The organism is Sphingomonas sp. NFR15 (genome assembly GCF_900103265.1).
In the GTDB taxonomy this organism is placed as follows: Bacteria; Pseudomonadota; Alphaproteobacteria; order Sphingomonadales; family Sphingomonadaceae; genus Sphingomonas; species Sphingomonas pollutisoli.
On record NZ_FMWX01000002.1, the window covers coordinates 153330 to 167196 of the forward strand.

The window sequence follows — 13867 nt, forward strand, 5'->3', positions numbered from 1 at the left end:
CCCCTATCTTTCAACCCTGTGAACGGGTTGTCGCGCCGGTGCCGCCGCCTGTCCATCCCATTCGAGCATCGCCGCATAGCCCGGTGGCGGCGAGGGCAGCACGGCGCGCGCGACCAGGCCGGCGGCGATCACCAGCGCGAGCGCGATGCCGCAACCACGAGCGATCCGGCGCGGCGCCCCGCCCTCGCTCGCCAGCAGGATCGCCGCCAACGCCGCCGCCATCATCGGCCACAGGTGATAGCGCAGGTCCGAAGCGATGCTCACCACCGCGAAACTCGCCTCCAAAGCGAGCGCGGAGACGGCGAGCGCCAGTGCGAAATCGCGCACCGGCGTGCGTGCGCCGGCGATGACGATCGCCACCACCGACGCCGCGACCACGATCCACGCAACCGGCCAGCCGAGCGGCGACGCCACCAGCCAGCCCGCCGCCGCCACGATCGGCCACGCCGCTTTCGATGGCGACCCGAGACCGACCGTGTTCCGTTCGGATGCCGAGGGCGGCGCCGCGCTCACCCACACCGTAGGCACCAGCCAGCGCGTCGTCGCGTTGAGATGCGCCAGCCGATGCCGCGCATAGGCGATCGGATGCCGCACGATCGCGCCCGCCCAGGCGATGTCGAGCGTGCTCGCGGGCACCGCCTCGAAGCGGTCGGCAATCGCGCCGCAGCGCGACGCGCTGCCGATCGGATCCCAGAAGAACGGCTGGTAGCAATGCTTCTCGACGATCATCGCGCGCTCGTCGCGGCGCAGCACGCCGTCATCTCCGGCGAAATGCGCGATCCCGGCGAGATCGAACAGCGGCAGCGTGTGGCCGACGGTGGTCGGCTCGGCGTCGAGCAGCCGGTGGTTGATGATCGGCGACACCGCCAGCACCGCCAGCGTCAGCCCGGCGATCGTCGCGGCGCGGTACCCCCACCGCCGCCGTCCTGGCACCAGCATTACCCCGAGCGGCACCACCGCGAACACCGCATTGGTCCGCACCAGCGCCGCATAGCCGAGCAACGCCACGACCGCGATCAGAGCGGGCATCGACAATGCCCGCCCGGCGAACCGCGCCCGCGCGACGATACCGACCGCCGACAGCATCGCGCCGAGCATCTGCGCGTCCTTGAGCACCACCGATTGCCACGCGACGAACAGCGGCAGCGCGCCGAGCACGATCACCGCCCAGCCCGCCCATGCCCGCCCCGCCCGCGCCAGAGCCGCCGCGATCAGCCCGAGGCCGAGCCAATAGGCCGCCGCCTGCACCAGCAACATCGGCGCCGCGCCCGGCCCGAATGGACGGAGCGCCGCCCATAGCCGCGCCATGATCGGCGGATGCCAGTCGTCATATGCGCCGCTCAGCGCCTGCGTATATTGGCCGACCGTGTCGAACATCGCGACACCCGGCCACCACAGCACGATCTGGAGCAGAAACAGCAGCGCCGCCGCGAGCGCGACGGGCCGGGCAACCGTCACCGACATCGCGCGTCAGGGCTCGGCTGGAAGTCCTCGCGCGGCGTGCCGCTGACGGTGTAGAGGCGCTCGGCCGGCAGCTTCACCACCAGCCCGCTCGCGGGCAGCGGAAAATCATAGACCGCACCGCGCAGCCCCGCCATCCGCGTGCCGCACACCGGCGTGCCGAACGCGGCGAAGCCGATCGCGATCCCCTCGCCCATGCTGCCCGTCCACCGTCCGACCCGCACCCGAACCGGCCCCGAATGATATTTGCCCGCGCGCGGCAGTACCTGTTCGATCCACTGGCGCGGCACGCCGGTCTCGCGTTCCTCGGCGGGCAGGGTGTGGACCTGATAGGCGCTGGGTCCGCGCACGAACCAGCCCATCACCGCACGCGCGACGCTGGTGTTGCCGCCGCTCGGCGTGTCGGTGAGGTCGATCGTCACCGGCGCGCCGCCGGGAATCGCGGCCATCGCCGCGTCGAACGCCGCGATCGTGGTCTGGTCGCCAAGCGAATTGTTGAAGCGGATCGTCGTGCCGGTGACGGTCAGCGGCGGTCGATCCGTGTGCGTGGCGTACAGGCTGGCGAGCGTCAGCGTGCGCGTCCCGCGCGCGCCCGCGACGGTTAGCACCCGTGGCCGGTCGCGCCGCCCCGCCGCGAGCACCCGCGCGCCATAGGCGCCGCGCTCTCCGCGCGAGTCCAGGCCGAGTGGCGCCCAGAATGCCGCGAGCGCCCGCGCGATCGGCACCCCGCCGACCGCGACCAGCCGATCGCCCGCCATGACACCCGCACGCGCGGCCGGCGTGTCAGGACGCACCGCATCGACGACATAGCCGTCACCGGCGCGCTCGATCCACAGATCGGCATAGGTCGGCACCACCGCCCAATCGTCCTTGAACGACGCGCCGGTGATCGCGTGATGATCGGCGAGCGCGGTCAGCACATCCTCGGCATAATGGAGCAGGCTGTCGCGATCGTGGACCGCGTCGCGCGCGGCGGCGACTTGCGGGGTCATCGGCGGTTTCCCACCGGGGAAACGATCGAGATAAGCGTAATTGGCGGCGACGAGCGCATCGAGCGCCCTCGCATCGCCAGCGAAATCCGGCGTCGCCGCGCCGAGAGTGACCGGCGCGGCGAGCACACACAAGGCCGCCGCGCCGGGGCGCATCAGATGTGCAGCGCGCGACCGTAGGCGCCGAGCACGCTTTCGTGCATCATCTCGCTCAGCGTCGGGTGCGCGAACACCGTCTCCATCAGCTCGGCCTCGGTGGTTTCGAGCTGGCGGGCGATGACATAGCCCTGGATCAGCTCGGTCACCTCGGCGCCGACCATGTGCGCGCCGAGCAGTTCGCCGGTCTTCGCGTCGAACACCGTCTTGATGAAGCCTTCGGCCTCGCCGAGCGCGATCGCCTTGCCGTTGCCGATGAAGGGGAACTTGCCGACCTTCACCTCATGGCCGGCGTCCTTGGCCTTGGCCTCGGTCAAGCCGACGCTCGCGACCTGCGGGCGCGAATAGGTGCAGCCCGGAATGTTCCACGTTTCGAACTTGTGCGGCTTGAGTCCGGCGATCGCCTCGACGCAGACGATGCCCTCGTGGCTCGCCTTGTGCGCGAGCCACGGCGGCCCGGTGACGTCGCCGATCGCATAGATGCCGGGCACGTTGGTGCGCGCATAGCCATCGACCTTGATGTGGCCGCGATCGGTCTCGATGCCGAGCGCCTCCAGCCCGATATTCTCGGTGTTGGGAACGATGCCGATCGCGACGATGACATGGCTGAACTCGGTCGATGTGACCTGTCCGTCCTTGCCCTTGATCTTGGCGGTCACGCCGTTCGCGCCGACGTCCAGCCCATCGACGCCGGTGCCGGTGAGCAGCTTGATGCCCTGCTTCGTCAGCGCCTTGTCCATGAACGCGGAGACTTCCTCGTCCTCCACCGGCAGGATGCGCGGCAGCATCTCGACGATCGTCACGTCGGCGCCCATGTCGTTGTAGAAGCTCGCGAACTCGACGCCGATCGCGCCCGAGCCGATCACCAGCAGCTTGGTCGGCATCTCGGGCGGCACCATCGCGTGGCGATAGGTCCAGATGCGCTTGCCGTCGGCCTTGGCGAACGGCAGGTCGCGCGCGCGCGCGCCGGTCGCGACGATGATGTGCTTGGCCTTCAGTTCGACGTCCTTGTCGCCCTGCTTGACGACGAGCGTATCCTTGGCGGTCAGCGTGCCGGTGCCCTCGAACACCGTCACCTTGTTCTTCTTCATCAGCCCTTTGACGCCGGCGTTGAGCTGCCCCGCCACCTTGCGGCTGCGCTGCGTCACCGCCTCCAGATCGAAGCCGATCTTCTCCGCGCTAAGGCCATAATCCTTGGCGTGCGTCATATAGTGATAGATTTCGGAGGTGCGCAGCAGCGCCTTGGTCGGGATACAGCCCCAGTTGAGGCAGATGCCGCCCAGCCGCTCACGCTCGACGATGGCGGTCTTGAGGCCAAGCTGCGCCGCGCGGATCGCCGCGACATAGCCGCCAGGGCCGGAGCCGAGGATTACGAGATCGAATGATTCGGACACTAAAGGTTTCCTTCCAGCAGCGGCTTGATATCGGAAGTGGTCGGCGTGGTGTTAAGGGCCTTCGGCGCGCCGTCCTCGCCCATCGCGACGAGCACGAAGGTGCCCCGCGCGGCGCGCGTGGTGCCCTCGCCGTGGCGATCACGCCGCCACACCTCGACCGCGACCGTCATCGAGCTGCGCCCGGTGCCGACGATCGCGGCGTGGAACGAGACTTCATCGCCCGCCATCACCGGCGCGGTGAAGGCGAAGCCGTCGGCGGCGACCACCGGCGCGCGCGCGCCGCTATGGCGCGACGCGACCGATCCGGCGGCAAGCGCCATCTGCCCCATCAACCAGCCGACGAAGATCGTGCCATAGGGATTGTTGTCGGCGGACATCGCCGTCGCGCGGATCGCGGGCTCGCCGGCGGGCGGCACGGGCTCAACCATCGGCCCGCGCCCCGGCCTGCGCCGTCGCGCGATCGAGCAGCCACGCACGACGGATCGGGCGGAGCTGGAGGAGCACGTCGATCACCATCACCCCATAGGCGACGGTCCAGACCGCGCGGCCGGTGCCCGGCACCGCCCACACCGCCAGCGACGCGATGCCCACCGCCACGCCCAGCCCGAGCGCGAGGAACATCAGTTCGACGAGCGTGCGCCGCACGACCGTCTTACGCGAGCATCGCCAGCGGCGATTCGACCAGCGCCTTGAACGCCGCCATCAACTCGGCACCATCGGCGCCGTCGATCGCGCGGTGATCGAAGCTGCCGGTCGCCGACATCACCGTGGCGATGCCGAGTTGACCGTCGATCACATACGGGCGCTGCTCGCCCGCGCCGATCGCCATGATCATGCCCTGCGGCGGGTTGATGACCGCCTCGAACTGCTTGATGCCCATCATGCCCATGTTCGACAGCGAGGCGGTGCCGCCCTGGAACTCCTCGGGCTTGAGCTTGCCATCCTTGGCGCGGGTGGCGAGATCCTTCATCTCGGTCGAGATCGCCGCGACGCCCTTGGTGTCGGCGCCCTTGATGATCGGCGTGATGAGCCCGGCCGGCACGCTCACCGCGACCGACACGTCGGCGCGGGTGAAGCTGATGAGCTGATCGGGCGTGTACATCACGTTGCACTTGGGCACCTGCATCAGGCTGACGCCGAGCGCCTTGATGAGCAGATCGTTGACCGACAGCTTCACCCCGCGCGCGGCGAGGCCGGCGTTCAACTCACCACGCAGCTTGAGCAGCGCATCGAGCCGGATGTCGACGGTCAGGTAGATGTGCGGCACCTGCTGCTTCGATTCGGTCAGGCGGCGGGCGATCACCTTGCGCACGTTCGACAGCTTCTCGGCGGTGTGCGGAATGTCGGGCACGTTGGCGACGGTCGGCGCGGGTGCCGGAGCCGATGCGGCGGCGGCCGCGGCTTCAGCCTTGGCGGGTGCCGCGGCGGGCTTGGCGCCTTCGAGATCGGCCTTGACGATGCGACCGTTCGGGCCGCTGCCGGTCAGCGCGGCGAGGTCGATATTCTTCTCGGCGGCGAGGCGGCGCGCGAGCGGGCTGGCGCGCAGGCGCTCGCCCTCGGCGGCCTTGGGCGCCGGGGTCGATGCCGCCGCGGGCGCGGGGGCCGGTGCCGGCGCCGCCTCGGCCTTGGCGGCCTCCTTCGGCGCGGCGGCTTCGGCCTTGGGTGCGGGCGTTGCCGCCGCATCCTCGCCGTCGCCGGCCATCACCGCGATCACGGTGCCGACCTTCACGCCCTCGGAACCCTCGGCGACCAGCAGCTTGCCGATGACGCCCTCGTCAACCGCTTCGAACTCCATCGTCGCCTTGTCGGTCTCGATCTCCGCCAGCAGATCGCCCGACCGGACGGTGTCGCCCTCCTTCACGAGCCATTTCGCGAGCGTGCCCTCCTCCATCGTCGGGGAAAGCGCGGGCATCTTGATCTCGATCGGCATGAAGTCGTCCTTGAAATCGAATCCTGGGGCGTCCGCGTCTCTCGCGCCCCGAACCGGCCCGGTCAAGACCATGATCCGTGCAGTCAGGCTTGCACGCGACGCGCGCACGCGCCACCTAACGCGTTGAGGGGCCTTCACATGCGCATCTATCTCGTCGTGATCGACAACAATCCCGAAAGCGCGATCGCCTTGCGCTTCGCCGCGCGGCGCGCGGTGAAGACCGGCGGCGGCGTCGAGATCCTCGCGCTGATCGAGCCGCAGGAATTCATCCCGTTCGGCGGCGTGCAGGCGACGATCGAGGAGGAAGCGCGGCTCCATGCCGAGGGCCTGGTCGCGGGCGCGGCGGGCGCGCTGATCGAGGAATCGGGGTTGCGCCCGTCGATCACGGTGCGCCAAGGAGACGGTCCGAAGATCATCCGCGAGATGATCGCCGCCAATCCCGATATCGCCGCGCTCGTGCTCGGCGCGGCGCCGGTCGGCTCGCCCGGCCCGCTGATCGCGCATTTCGCCGGCGATTCGGGTGCGCTGCCGATCCCGCTGATGATCATTCCCGGATCACTCGACGCCGAGGCGATCGACCGGCTGAGCTGACCGCCTGATCCGTCCCCCGGTCAGCCGCGATCAGCAGACCGCCGTCAGAACGCCATCGCCAGCCGTTCCTGCATCGAGCGCGCCGGGCTCGCGCCCATCGCCACGCCCGCCTGCGCCGCGTCGAGCAGACCGACCCGCCGGTACAGGTCCGCGCTCGCCTGGATCAGCGCGCGCGCCCGCGCCGGCAGGTCCGCCACCGCCGCCGCGTCGCTGATCGGCGCCGGGCCGAGCCGCCGCGAGGGATCGAGCGCGTCGCGCGGCGCCATCTCGCCGGCGGCGACCGCGCGCTGGGTCAGCAGCCAGGCGATCGCGTGCATCAGCCGTGTCGTCACCTTGAGCGATTCACAACTGAACGCCACGCGCGCGAGCGGCGGCAGCGCTTCACGGTCCACCCGCCCGCCATCGTCGAAATAGCTGCGCGCCTCATCGGCCAGCACCATCGCATCGACGTACAGCACGTCGATCAGATGGCGATGGATCCGCGAGTCCGGCAGCGCCCCCCTCATCTCGGCACCCCTCATCTCAGCGTTGTGGCACAAGTCCCGCGCGCGGCGTTAGCGCGGCGGGCGCCGGCCGCGTCGCCGGTCGTCCCATTTCGGGTCGTCACGGTCACGCGATGATGTCGGGGATCAACTGGTCCTCGAGCGCGACGATCTCGTCGCGCAACCGCAGCTTGCGCTTCTTGAGCCGCGCGAGCTGCATCTGATCGCCCGCACCGCCCGCGGCCAGCGCGGCCAGCGCCGCGTCGAGGTCACGATGCTCGACCCTCAGCACCTCGAGCCGTTTGGCGATCTGCGCTCCGTCCATTCGTCCCCCTGCGCCGGTGATCGGCTGAGTCGCGCCCGCCCGCGCACCGCCCGACCGCCGATCACGGATCTACCGAGGCTTGGGGCGGGGGAACGGGCCGGCGACGGGAACTCTAGCAAAACCGCGGGCGGACGCGAGCGCCAAAAAACCGATCGTCGCACTTCCTTACTCGGTACGTCGAATCATGCCACACAGGGGGCAGACATTTGATCGGAAGCGTGCTTGATTGACTCCCCCGCCACCCTTTCGGAAGGAGGAAGACTCAATGCGGAACGCGCACCATATGGCCTTGGAGGCCAAGCACGCCGTCCTCGAAGAGAAGATCAGCGCCGAGTCGCATCGACCGCAGCCTGATAGCGCAATGTTGGCCGCGCTCAAGAAGCAAAAGCTTCGCGTTAAAGAAGAAATGACGATCCTTTAACGATCAGCGCGCCCGGGCAGCCCCGCTGCCCGGGCTTGAAACCGCATTCACGCGCGCGGTGTGTATTTGGGCGCGACCACCGTCTTCGGCTTGCTCCCCGTGCCGACCGGCTTGCGCGCCAGCATCGGATCGATCTGCCGGTCGAACGCGATTCCGATCCGCCCCGCCGCCGACCAGGCGACCCGCCCGCGCACCGCGCCGACCCCGCGCAGGTCGACTTCTACCTCGGTGCCGACCTCCAGACCCTGCTGATATTCCGCCATCAATCCGCCCGCCGACAGGTTGCGCACGCGTACCGTCGTCTTGATGTCGCCGACGCGCAGGTCGGCCATCACCAACAGGCTGTCACGCGCGCCGCTACGGTCGCCCGCGCCTTCGTCACGCGCGCGCTCGCCGGCCGGGCCGCGCAGGGGATCTTTGGAGGACTCGTCCATCACCATCGCCGGATTGAAGATACTCGGACCCGCGAGATAGCGGGTTTCGGTATCCAACGTCTTAACCGCGCGCGCCGACGATCCGCCGGCCCGCCTCAATCCTCGCGCGAGACCTTCTCGTTGCGTTCGTGGCGCTCCTGCGCCTCGACCGTCATCGTCGCGATCGGCCGCGCCTCCAGCCGGCCGAGCGAAATCGGCTCGCCGGTGACTTCGCAATAGCCATATTCGCCGTCCTCGATGCGGCGCAGCGCAGCGTCGATCTTGGAGATCAGCTTGCGCTGCCGATCGCGCGTGCGCAGCTCGATCGACCAGTCGGTCTCGCTCGACGCGCGATCGGTCAGGTCCGCCTCGCGCAGCGAATCGAGCTGGAGCTGCGATAGCGTGCCCGCCGATTCGCGCAGGATCGCGTCCTTCCACGCCTGCAGCTTGTCCCGGAAATACGCCTGCTGGCGCGGGTTCATGAACGGTTCGTCCGCGCTCGGCCGATATCCGTCGTCGTCGTTCGACATCGCCGGCGGCGTGTCGAATTTCGTGGTGTCATCTAGGTGATTCAAGACCAGTCGCCATCCCATCGCTGCCAGACGTATGACGCTCAAAGCGTTCTTTTTTCACGCCCGGCTGTCCCATGATGAGCGCGCCTATAGCCATGCCGTTCCCGCTCCACAAGCAACCCGGCTCCACGGTGGATGAAAGCGCACGGGCACCCTCGTTTTCATGCCCGATCTGTACCGTGACGGTACGTTAACCACGATCCGCGGCCATCCCGCGCCCGGAATCCCGTATTGAGACCGCGATAACTCGGTTAACAGCCTTGAACTTAACACTTTGTTCGGCACTTTGGGCAAAGAGCGGCGAACCGCTGGGGTAAAGCATATCCGGTAGACGATCCTATCGGCAACGAAAGAGCGAAATCATGTCGGTGCGGATGGCCTTGGCTAAACTGTGCGCTTGCGCATGCGGCGGCGCTATCGTCGGCGGCGGCGCGGTACATGTCGCCGAGACATCGAAGGTCCGCCACGCCTATGTCCACAAGACCAAGCGCGTCGTACGCCGCACGGTGAGCCGCCCCGCCGGGCGGGTTCGCCGAGTCGTGACGCAGACCCGTGCGGTGTGCCCGCCCGCGGTCGTCACCATGACGAGCCAGGGCGCGCCGATCCCGCTGCCCCCCGCCGACGTGCCGGCGATGGGCGGCGGCGGTGGCGGCGGCGGTCTGACCGTGATCGGCGGCGGTGGCGGCTTCGGCGGATTTGGCGGCGGCTTCGCGGGCGGCGGGTTCTTCGGGGGTGGCGGCAGCGGCGGTTCGGGCGGGATCGTCATCTCCTCGACATCGAGCGGCGGCTCGACCTCGACCAGCGGCGGCTCCACTTCGACCGGCGGATCGTCGACGTCGACCGGCGGCTCGTCCACCTCGACGGGCGGATCGTCGACGTCGACCGGCGGCTCCTCGACCTCGACCTCGACGGGTGGCTCGTCCACCTCGACCTCGACGGGCGGATCGTCCACCTCCACCTCGACCAGTTCCTCCACCTCCGGGTCCACCTCCACGTCGAGCGCGTCGAGCGGATCGAGCAGCTACGCGTCGAGCAGCCACGGCTTCCCGGGCAGCAGCGGCTGGCATGGCAGCAGCGGTTGGCATGGCGGGAGCAGCGGCGGGCATGGCGGCAGCAGCGGTGGCCACCCGGCGCCGGTGCCCGCGCCGCCAATGGTGCTTCTGTTCGGCGCCGCCGCCGCTGCGCTGGTCGCGCGCAAGCGCTTCGCTAGGAAGCCCGCCGCCGAGGCATGAGCCGTTTCGGTCGGGCACCCTCGGCGCGGCGCGTGTCAGGCCGGGATTCTCACCGCATCACGCGGCCCTGATCGCCGCCTCGATATCGGGAATCGGATGATCGGTGAGATCCTTGTGGATCTCCGCCTTCAGCCGCGCTTTCACCTCGGGATGATAGTGCTGACGCAGGCTGCCGAGCGTGCGCGGCGGCGCGACGATGATGAGCGATTCGAACGCGTTCGCCAGCGCCCGGTCGCGCAGCAGCACGGCCGCGTCAGCGGCGAAGCGCGCCTCGCGCTGTTCGTGGTAATCTGGCTCGCCCATCGTCGCCTGCCCGATCACCGGGCCGCTCGGCGCGCCGCCGGCAAGGTCCGTCTTCAGTTCGTGGTCGGGGGGGTCGGACTGTTCCCGCGCCTGTTCGACGACGAGGTTGGGATCGGCGTCGCTGCCCGCGTTGCGCAGCCATAGCAGCTTGCGCCCGTCGAGGACGAGCACGGCGGCATCGTGCGGAATGTGCATGGTCGCTCTCCGTCAGTGGAACGGTAATAACGCTCGCCCGCCGGAGTGGGTTGCGCGGGCGCGGGCGCGCGGCCATAGCCACGCGCATTATGCACGACATCCGCCTGATCCGTGACGATCCCGCCGCCTTCGATGCCGCCCTCGCCAAACGCGGTGTCGCCCCCGTGTCGGCCGATCTGCTCGCGCTCGACGAGACCCGCCGCGCCCTCATCACCGAGGCGCAGGCCGCGCAGGCGCGCCGCAACGAGGCATCGAAGGCGATCGGCGCCGCCAAGGCGCGCCGCGACGACCCCACCGACCTGCTCGCCGAGGTCGCCGCGCTCAAGGAACGTTTGCCCGCGATCGAGGCGGAAGAGAAAGCGGTCGGCGAAGCGCTCACCGCCGCGCTCGCCGCCATCCCCAATCTGCCGCTCGCCGACGTGCCGCAGGGCGCCGACGAGGACGACAATCTCCTGGTCGCGACCCACGGCACGCAGCCCGCCTTCGCCTTCGCGCCCAAGGAGCATGACGCGATCGGCCCCGCGCTCGGGCTCGATTTCGAAGCCGGCGCGGCGCTGTCGGGCGCGCGCTTCACGCTGGTGCGCGGCCACGCCGCCAAGCTGCACCGCGCGCTCGGCCAGTTCATGCTCGACACGCTCACCGGCGAACATGGCTATGAGGAAGCCATCCCGCCGCTGCTGGTGCGCGACGAGGCGCTGTTCGGCACCGGGCAGCTTCCCAAGTTCGCCGAGGACCAGTTCCGCACCACCGACGGCCGCTGGCTGATCCCCACCGCCGAGGTGCCGCTGACCAACATCGTGGCGGGCAAGATCCTCAGCGAAGCCGAACTGCCGCTCCGCTTCGCCGCGCTCACCGCCTGCTTCCGCTCCGAGGCGGGCGCGGCCGGGCGCGACACGCGCGGCTTCATCCGCCAGCACCAGTTCGAGAAGGTCGAGATGGTCTCGATCGTCACGCCCGACGCCTCCGAGGCCGAGCATGAGCGGATGACCGCCTGCGCCGAGGGCATCCTCACTGCGCTCGGCCTGCCCTTCCGCCGCATGAAGCTTTGCACCGGCGACATGGGCTTCACCGCGGCGCGCACCTATGATCTCGAAGTCTGGCTGCCCGGCCAGGGTCGCTACCGCGAGATTTCGAGCTGCTCGACCTGCACCGATTTCCAGGCACGCCGCATGAACGCGCGCTACCGCCCCGCCGAGGAAAAGGGCACCCGCTTCGTCCATACGCTCAACGGTTCCGGCCTCGCGGTCGGGCGGACGTTGGTGGCGGTGCTGGAGAATTACCAGCAGGAGGATGGCTCGGTCGCGGTGCCGGAGGTGCTCAAGCCGTACCTCAAGGGCCTCAACCGCTTGGAACCCAAATGACCCGCCCCGGCGCGGGAAGGATCTGATGCGCATCCTCCTGTCCAACGACGACGGCATCCACGCACCCGGCCTCGCCGTGCTCGAACGGCTCGCGCGCACCTTGTCCGACGACGTCACCGTGGTCGCGCCGATCGAGGAGCAATCGGGCAAGGGCCGCTCGCTCTCCCTCACCCAGCCGGTGCGGCTGCGCGCGTTCGGCGAGAAGCGCTGGGCGGTCACCGGAACGCCCACGGACGCGGTGATGATCGCGCTCGCCGAGATCATGAAGGACGCCAAGCCCGACCTGATCCTGTCCGGCGTCAACCGCGGCGCCAATCTCGGCGAGGACGTCAGCTATTCAGGCACCGTCGCCGCCGCGATGGAGGGCGCGCATGCCGGCATCCGCTCGATCGCGCTCAGTCAGCGCTATGCGGGCAGCGGTATGAGCGACGCCGTCACCTTCGCGGCGGCGGAAGCCTGGGGCGAGCGCGTGTTGCGCACGCTGATCGACACGCCGTTCGCGCCGCGCACGCTCGTCAACGTCAACTTCCCGCCGATCGCGGCCGAGGCGGTGCAGGGCATTCGGGTCGTCGCGCAGGGCTTGCGCGATTACGGGCGGCTCCAGCTCGATCGCCGTACCGATCCGCGCGGTTTCGACTATTACTGGCTGCGGCTCGGGCGCATTCCCCACACGCCCGCCGAAGCCACCGATCTCGAGGCGATCGAGCAGGGCCACATCACCGTCACCCCGCTGCATCTCGACCTGACCCACCGCGCGTCGCTCGCCACGCTTGGCGAGAGGTTCCATAAGGACGCGTGATGGGGTGGTTTCCGGGTCGGTCGCGCAACGCGGCGTCGTTGGCCGTTCTGCTGCCCGCGCTGGCCGCCTGCATTCCACAAGGCGCCGCCCCCGATCCGGACGCGACGCGCTATCGCCCCCGCCAGACCCCGCCTGACCGGCCCGTCGATACGCCTCCCGCCTATGGCCAGGATGATGCACCGCCCCGCGCCGACGCGAGCGTCGCCGCGCTCCCGGCGCCGCCGCCCGCGTGGCAGGCGCGCCCGGTCCGCGCCGATGCGAAGGCGATCGACCCGACGATCTACGTCGTGCGCTCCGGCGACACGCTCCGCGCGGTCGCGGACCGGACGGGCGCCGGCTCGGAGGCGATCGCGCGCGCCAACGGGCTTAGCGCGCCGTTCATGATCCGCGCCGGCCAGCGGCTGGCGATCCCCGGCGGCCGCTACCACCTCGTCCGTTCGGGCGAGACCGGCATCGCGATCGCGCGCGCTTACGGCATCGACTGGTCACGGATCGTCACCGCCAACGGCCTCAGCGAGCCCTATACGCTGCGCGCCGGGATGCGCGTGCTGATCCCCGATGCCACCCCCGGCCTCAGCAGCGCGGCCGAGCGCGCCGCCGCGTTCCGGCTCGACGTCGATGATCTCGTCACCGGCAGCGCGCCCGCGCTCGCCGGCAACCAGCGCCCCGCCCCGCCCACACGGTCACCCCGCCGCGTGCTCGCGCCGACCGAGGCGATCAGCGAGCCGACGCGGCTGCGCGGCGTGTTCGGCTGGCCCGCGCAGGGCCGCATCGTGGCGCGCTTCGGCCCGAGCGGCGCGAGCGGCGAGCGCTTCAACGGCATCAAGATCGCGCTGCCGATCGGCACGCCGATCCTCGCCGCCGCCGATGGCGTGGTCGCTTATGCCGGCAGCGAGGTGCCGACGCTGGGCGGCCTCGTCATCATCAAGCACGGCGACGGTTGGACCACGGTGTACGGCCACGCCAGCCGCCTGCTCGTCCAGCGCGGCCAGGCGGTCAAGCGCGGCCAGACGATCGCACTGTCGGGTGATACCGGGCTGGCCGACCGGCCCGAGCTTCACTTCGAAATGCGCAAGGGCCGCACGCCGATCGACCCGATCGGGCAATTGCCGCGATCGTAAGCGCCTACCCTCCCGTTCGTGCTGAGCGGAGTGTCGCCGCCCCCTCCAACCGTTCGTGTCGAGCGAAGTCGAGACACAATGCACGTCCGCCCGGGGCATGTCCCTCGACTTCGCTCGGGACG

The 13867-nt window shown here is 69.8% G+C and carries 17 protein-coding genes; 6 read left to right on the forward strand and 11 right to left on the reverse strand.

The window, feature by feature from the left end; genetic code table 11:
* Positions 1–3: 3 nt before the first annotated feature.
* From BLS81_RS06075 to BLS81_RS06100, 6 genes are read right to left on the reverse strand one after another with little or no spacing between them, the layout of a single operon-like run.
* Positions 4–1464 carry a hypothetical protein gene (locus BLS81_RS06075; protein ID WP_093222124.1) on the reverse strand — a complete coding sequence of 487 codons (1461 nt, stop codon included), beginning with the start codon at positions 1462–1464 and terminating at the stop codon, positions 4–6.
* Complete coding sequence (locus BLS81_RS06080; protein WP_093222126.1) at positions 1455–2606, reverse strand: S41 family peptidase; 1152 nt, start codon at positions 2604–2606, stop codon at positions 1455–1457. Before BLS81_RS06080 ends, BLS81_RS06075 begins: the two co-directional genes overlap by 10 nt.
* Entirely contained in the window at positions 2606–4000 is a 1395-nt protein-coding gene (gene lpdA / locus BLS81_RS06085; protein WP_093222129.1) for a dihydrolipoyl dehydrogenase, read from the reverse strand. Before lpdA ends, BLS81_RS06080 begins: the two co-directional genes overlap by 1 nt.
* Positions 4000–4428, reverse strand: a complete 429-nt coding sequence (locus BLS81_RS06090) for an acyl-CoA thioesterase (RefSeq protein ID WP_093222131.1) — start codon at positions 4426–4428, stop codon at positions 4000–4002. The genes lpdA and BLS81_RS06090 overlap by 1 nt, the downstream gene beginning before the upstream one ends.
* Entirely contained in the window at positions 4421–4645 is a 225-nt protein-coding gene (locus tag BLS81_RS06095) for a hypothetical protein (protein ID WP_093222134.1), read from the reverse strand. Before BLS81_RS06095 ends, BLS81_RS06090 begins: the two co-directional genes overlap by 8 nt.
* 7 nt (positions 4646–4652) lie before the next feature.
* Positions 4653–5930, reverse strand: a complete 1278-nt coding sequence (locus BLS81_RS06100) for a pyruvate dehydrogenase complex dihydrolipoamide acetyltransferase (protein ID WP_093222939.1) — start codon at positions 5928–5930, stop codon at positions 4653–4655.
* 138 nt (positions 5931–6068) lie between these two features.
* On the opposite strand from BLS81_RS06100, the gene BLS81_RS06105 reads away from it, so the two are divergent.
* Entirely contained in the window at positions 6069–6521 is a 453-nt protein-coding gene (locus tag BLS81_RS06105; RefSeq protein WP_093222137.1) for a universal stress protein, read from the forward strand.
* A 44-nt stretch (positions 6522–6565) separates the two neighbouring features.
* On the opposite strand, the gene BLS81_RS06110 is transcribed toward BLS81_RS06105, so the two are convergent.
* Together BLS81_RS06110 and BLS81_RS06115 are read right to left on the reverse strand one after the other, a co-directional pair.
* Positions 6566–7027: a DUF1465 family protein gene (locus BLS81_RS06110; protein ID WP_093222139.1), complete on the reverse strand. Its 462-nt coding sequence runs from the start codon at positions 7025–7027 to the stop codon at positions 6566–6568.
* A 103-nt stretch (positions 7028–7130) separates the two neighbouring features.
* Positions 7131–7328, reverse strand: coding sequence for a DUF465 domain-containing protein (locus BLS81_RS06115; RefSeq protein ID WP_093222142.1), 198 nt, complete (start codon positions 7326–7328; stop codon positions 7131–7133).
* A gap of 265 nt (positions 7329–7593) precedes the next feature.
* Between BLS81_RS06115 and BLS81_RS06120 the strand changes: the two genes are divergently transcribed.
* The gene (locus BLS81_RS06120) at positions 7594–7749 is read left to right on the forward strand and encodes a YdcH family protein (protein ID WP_093222144.1); all 156 of its coding nucleotides are present in this window, start codon (positions 7594–7596) and stop codon (positions 7747–7749) included.
* Between the two features lie 47 nt (positions 7750–7796).
* Here BLS81_RS06120 and BLS81_RS06125 read toward each other — a convergent pair whose 3' ends face one another.
* Positions 7797–8240: a PilZ domain-containing protein gene (locus tag BLS81_RS06125; RefSeq protein ID WP_256326098.1), complete on the reverse strand. Its 444-nt coding sequence runs from the start codon at positions 8238–8240 to the stop codon at positions 7797–7799.
* A gap of 38 nt (positions 8241–8278) precedes the next feature.
* Positions 8279–8692 (reverse strand): RNA polymerase-binding protein DksA, encoded by a 414-nt coding sequence (gene dksA, locus BLS81_RS06130; protein ID WP_176787081.1) that lies wholly within the window; start codon positions 8690–8692, stop codon positions 8279–8281.
* A 404-nt stretch (positions 8693–9096) separates the two neighbouring features.
* Between dksA and BLS81_RS20695 the strand changes: the two genes are divergently transcribed.
* Positions 9097–9966 (forward strand): PEP-CTERM sorting domain-containing protein, encoded by an 870-nt coding sequence (locus BLS81_RS20695; protein ID WP_256326099.1) that lies wholly within the window; start codon positions 9097–9099, stop codon positions 9964–9966.
* Between the two features lie 57 nt (positions 9967–10023).
* On the opposite strand, the gene BLS81_RS06140 is transcribed toward BLS81_RS20695, so the two are convergent.
* Complete coding sequence (locus BLS81_RS06140; RefSeq protein ID WP_093222152.1) at positions 10024–10464, reverse strand: host attachment family protein; 441 nt, start codon at positions 10462–10464, stop codon at positions 10024–10026.
* Between the two features lie 89 nt (positions 10465–10553).
* Between BLS81_RS06140 and serS the strand changes: the two genes are divergently transcribed.
* Genes serS through BLS81_RS06155 form a run of 3 tightly spaced genes read left to right on the forward strand, consistent with a single transcriptional unit; the run spans position 10554 to position 13745 of the window.
* A complete protein-coding gene (serS, locus tag BLS81_RS06145) occupies positions 10554–11825 on the forward strand; it encodes a serine--tRNA ligase (RefSeq protein WP_093222155.1) in 1272 nt (423 codons plus the stop codon).
* Positions 11826–11850: 25 nt separating this feature from the next.
* Complete coding sequence (gene surE / locus BLS81_RS06150) at positions 11851–12624, forward strand: 5'/3'-nucleotidase SurE (RefSeq protein WP_093222157.1); 774 nt, start codon at positions 11851–11853, stop codon at positions 12622–12624.
* Positions 12624–13745 carry a M23 family metallopeptidase gene (locus BLS81_RS06155; protein WP_093222160.1) on the forward strand — a complete coding sequence of 374 codons (1122 nt, stop codon included), beginning with the start codon at positions 12624–12626 and terminating at the stop codon, positions 13743–13745. The genes surE and BLS81_RS06155 overlap by 1 nt, the downstream gene beginning before the upstream one ends.
* The last annotated feature ends 122 nt before the right edge of the window (positions 13746–13867 follow it).

What these genes read in the sequence shown, in the direction of transcription:
- BLS81_RS06075 (WP_093222124.1), bottom strand. Translation starts at nt 1,464, where the DNA reads ATGTCGGTGACGGTTGCCCGGCCCGTCGCGCTCGCGGCGGCGCTGCTG.
- BLS81_RS06080 (WP_093222126.1), bottom strand. Translation starts at nt 2,606, where the DNA reads ATGCGCCCCGGCGCGGCGGCCTTGTGTGTGCTCGCCGCGCCGGTCACT.
- BLS81_RS06090 (WP_093222131.1), bottom strand. Translation starts at nt 4,428, where the DNA reads ATGGTTGAGCCCGTGCCGCCCGCCGGCGAGCCCGCGATCCGCGCGACG.
- BLS81_RS06100 (WP_093222939.1), bottom strand. Translation starts at nt 5,930, where the DNA reads ATGCCGATCGAGATCAAGATGCCCGCGCTTTCCCCGACGATGGAGGAG.
- BLS81_RS06105 (WP_093222137.1), top strand. Translation starts at nt 6,069, where the DNA reads ATGCGCATCTATCTCGTCGTGATCGACAACAATCCCGAAAGCGCGATC.
- BLS81_RS06110 (WP_093222139.1), bottom strand. Translation starts at nt 7,027, where the DNA reads ATGAGGGGGGCGCTGCCGGACTCGCGGATCCATCGCCATCTGATCGAC.
- BLS81_RS06115 (WP_093222142.1), bottom strand. Translation starts at nt 7,328, where the DNA reads ATGGACGGAGCGCAGATCGCCAAACGGCTCGAGGTGCTGAGGGTCGAG.
- BLS81_RS06120 (WP_093222144.1), top strand. Translation starts at nt 7,594, where the DNA reads ATGCGGAACGCGCACCATATGGCCTTGGAGGCCAAGCACGCCGTCCTC.
- dksA (WP_176787081.1), bottom strand. Translation starts at nt 8,692, where the DNA reads ATGTCGAACGACGACGACGGATATCGGCCGAGCGCGGACGAACCGTTC.
- BLS81_RS20695 (WP_256326099.1), top strand. Translation starts at nt 9,097, where the DNA reads ATGTCGGTGCGGATGGCCTTGGCTAAACTGTGCGCTTGCGCATGCGGC.
- BLS81_RS06140 (WP_093222152.1), bottom strand. Translation starts at nt 10,464, where the DNA reads ATGCACATTCCGCACGATGCCGCCGTGCTCGTCCTCGACGGGCGCAAG.
- serS (WP_093222155.1), top strand. Translation starts at nt 10,554, where the DNA reads ATGCACGACATCCGCCTGATCCGTGACGATCCCGCCGCCTTCGATGCC.
- surE (WP_093222157.1), top strand. Translation starts at nt 11,851, where the DNA reads ATGCGCATCCTCCTGTCCAACGACGACGGCATCCACGCACCCGGCCTC.
- BLS81_RS06155 (WP_093222160.1), top strand. Translation starts at nt 12,624, where the DNA reads ATGGGGTGGTTTCCGGGTCGGTCGCGCAACGCGGCGTCGTTGGCCGTT.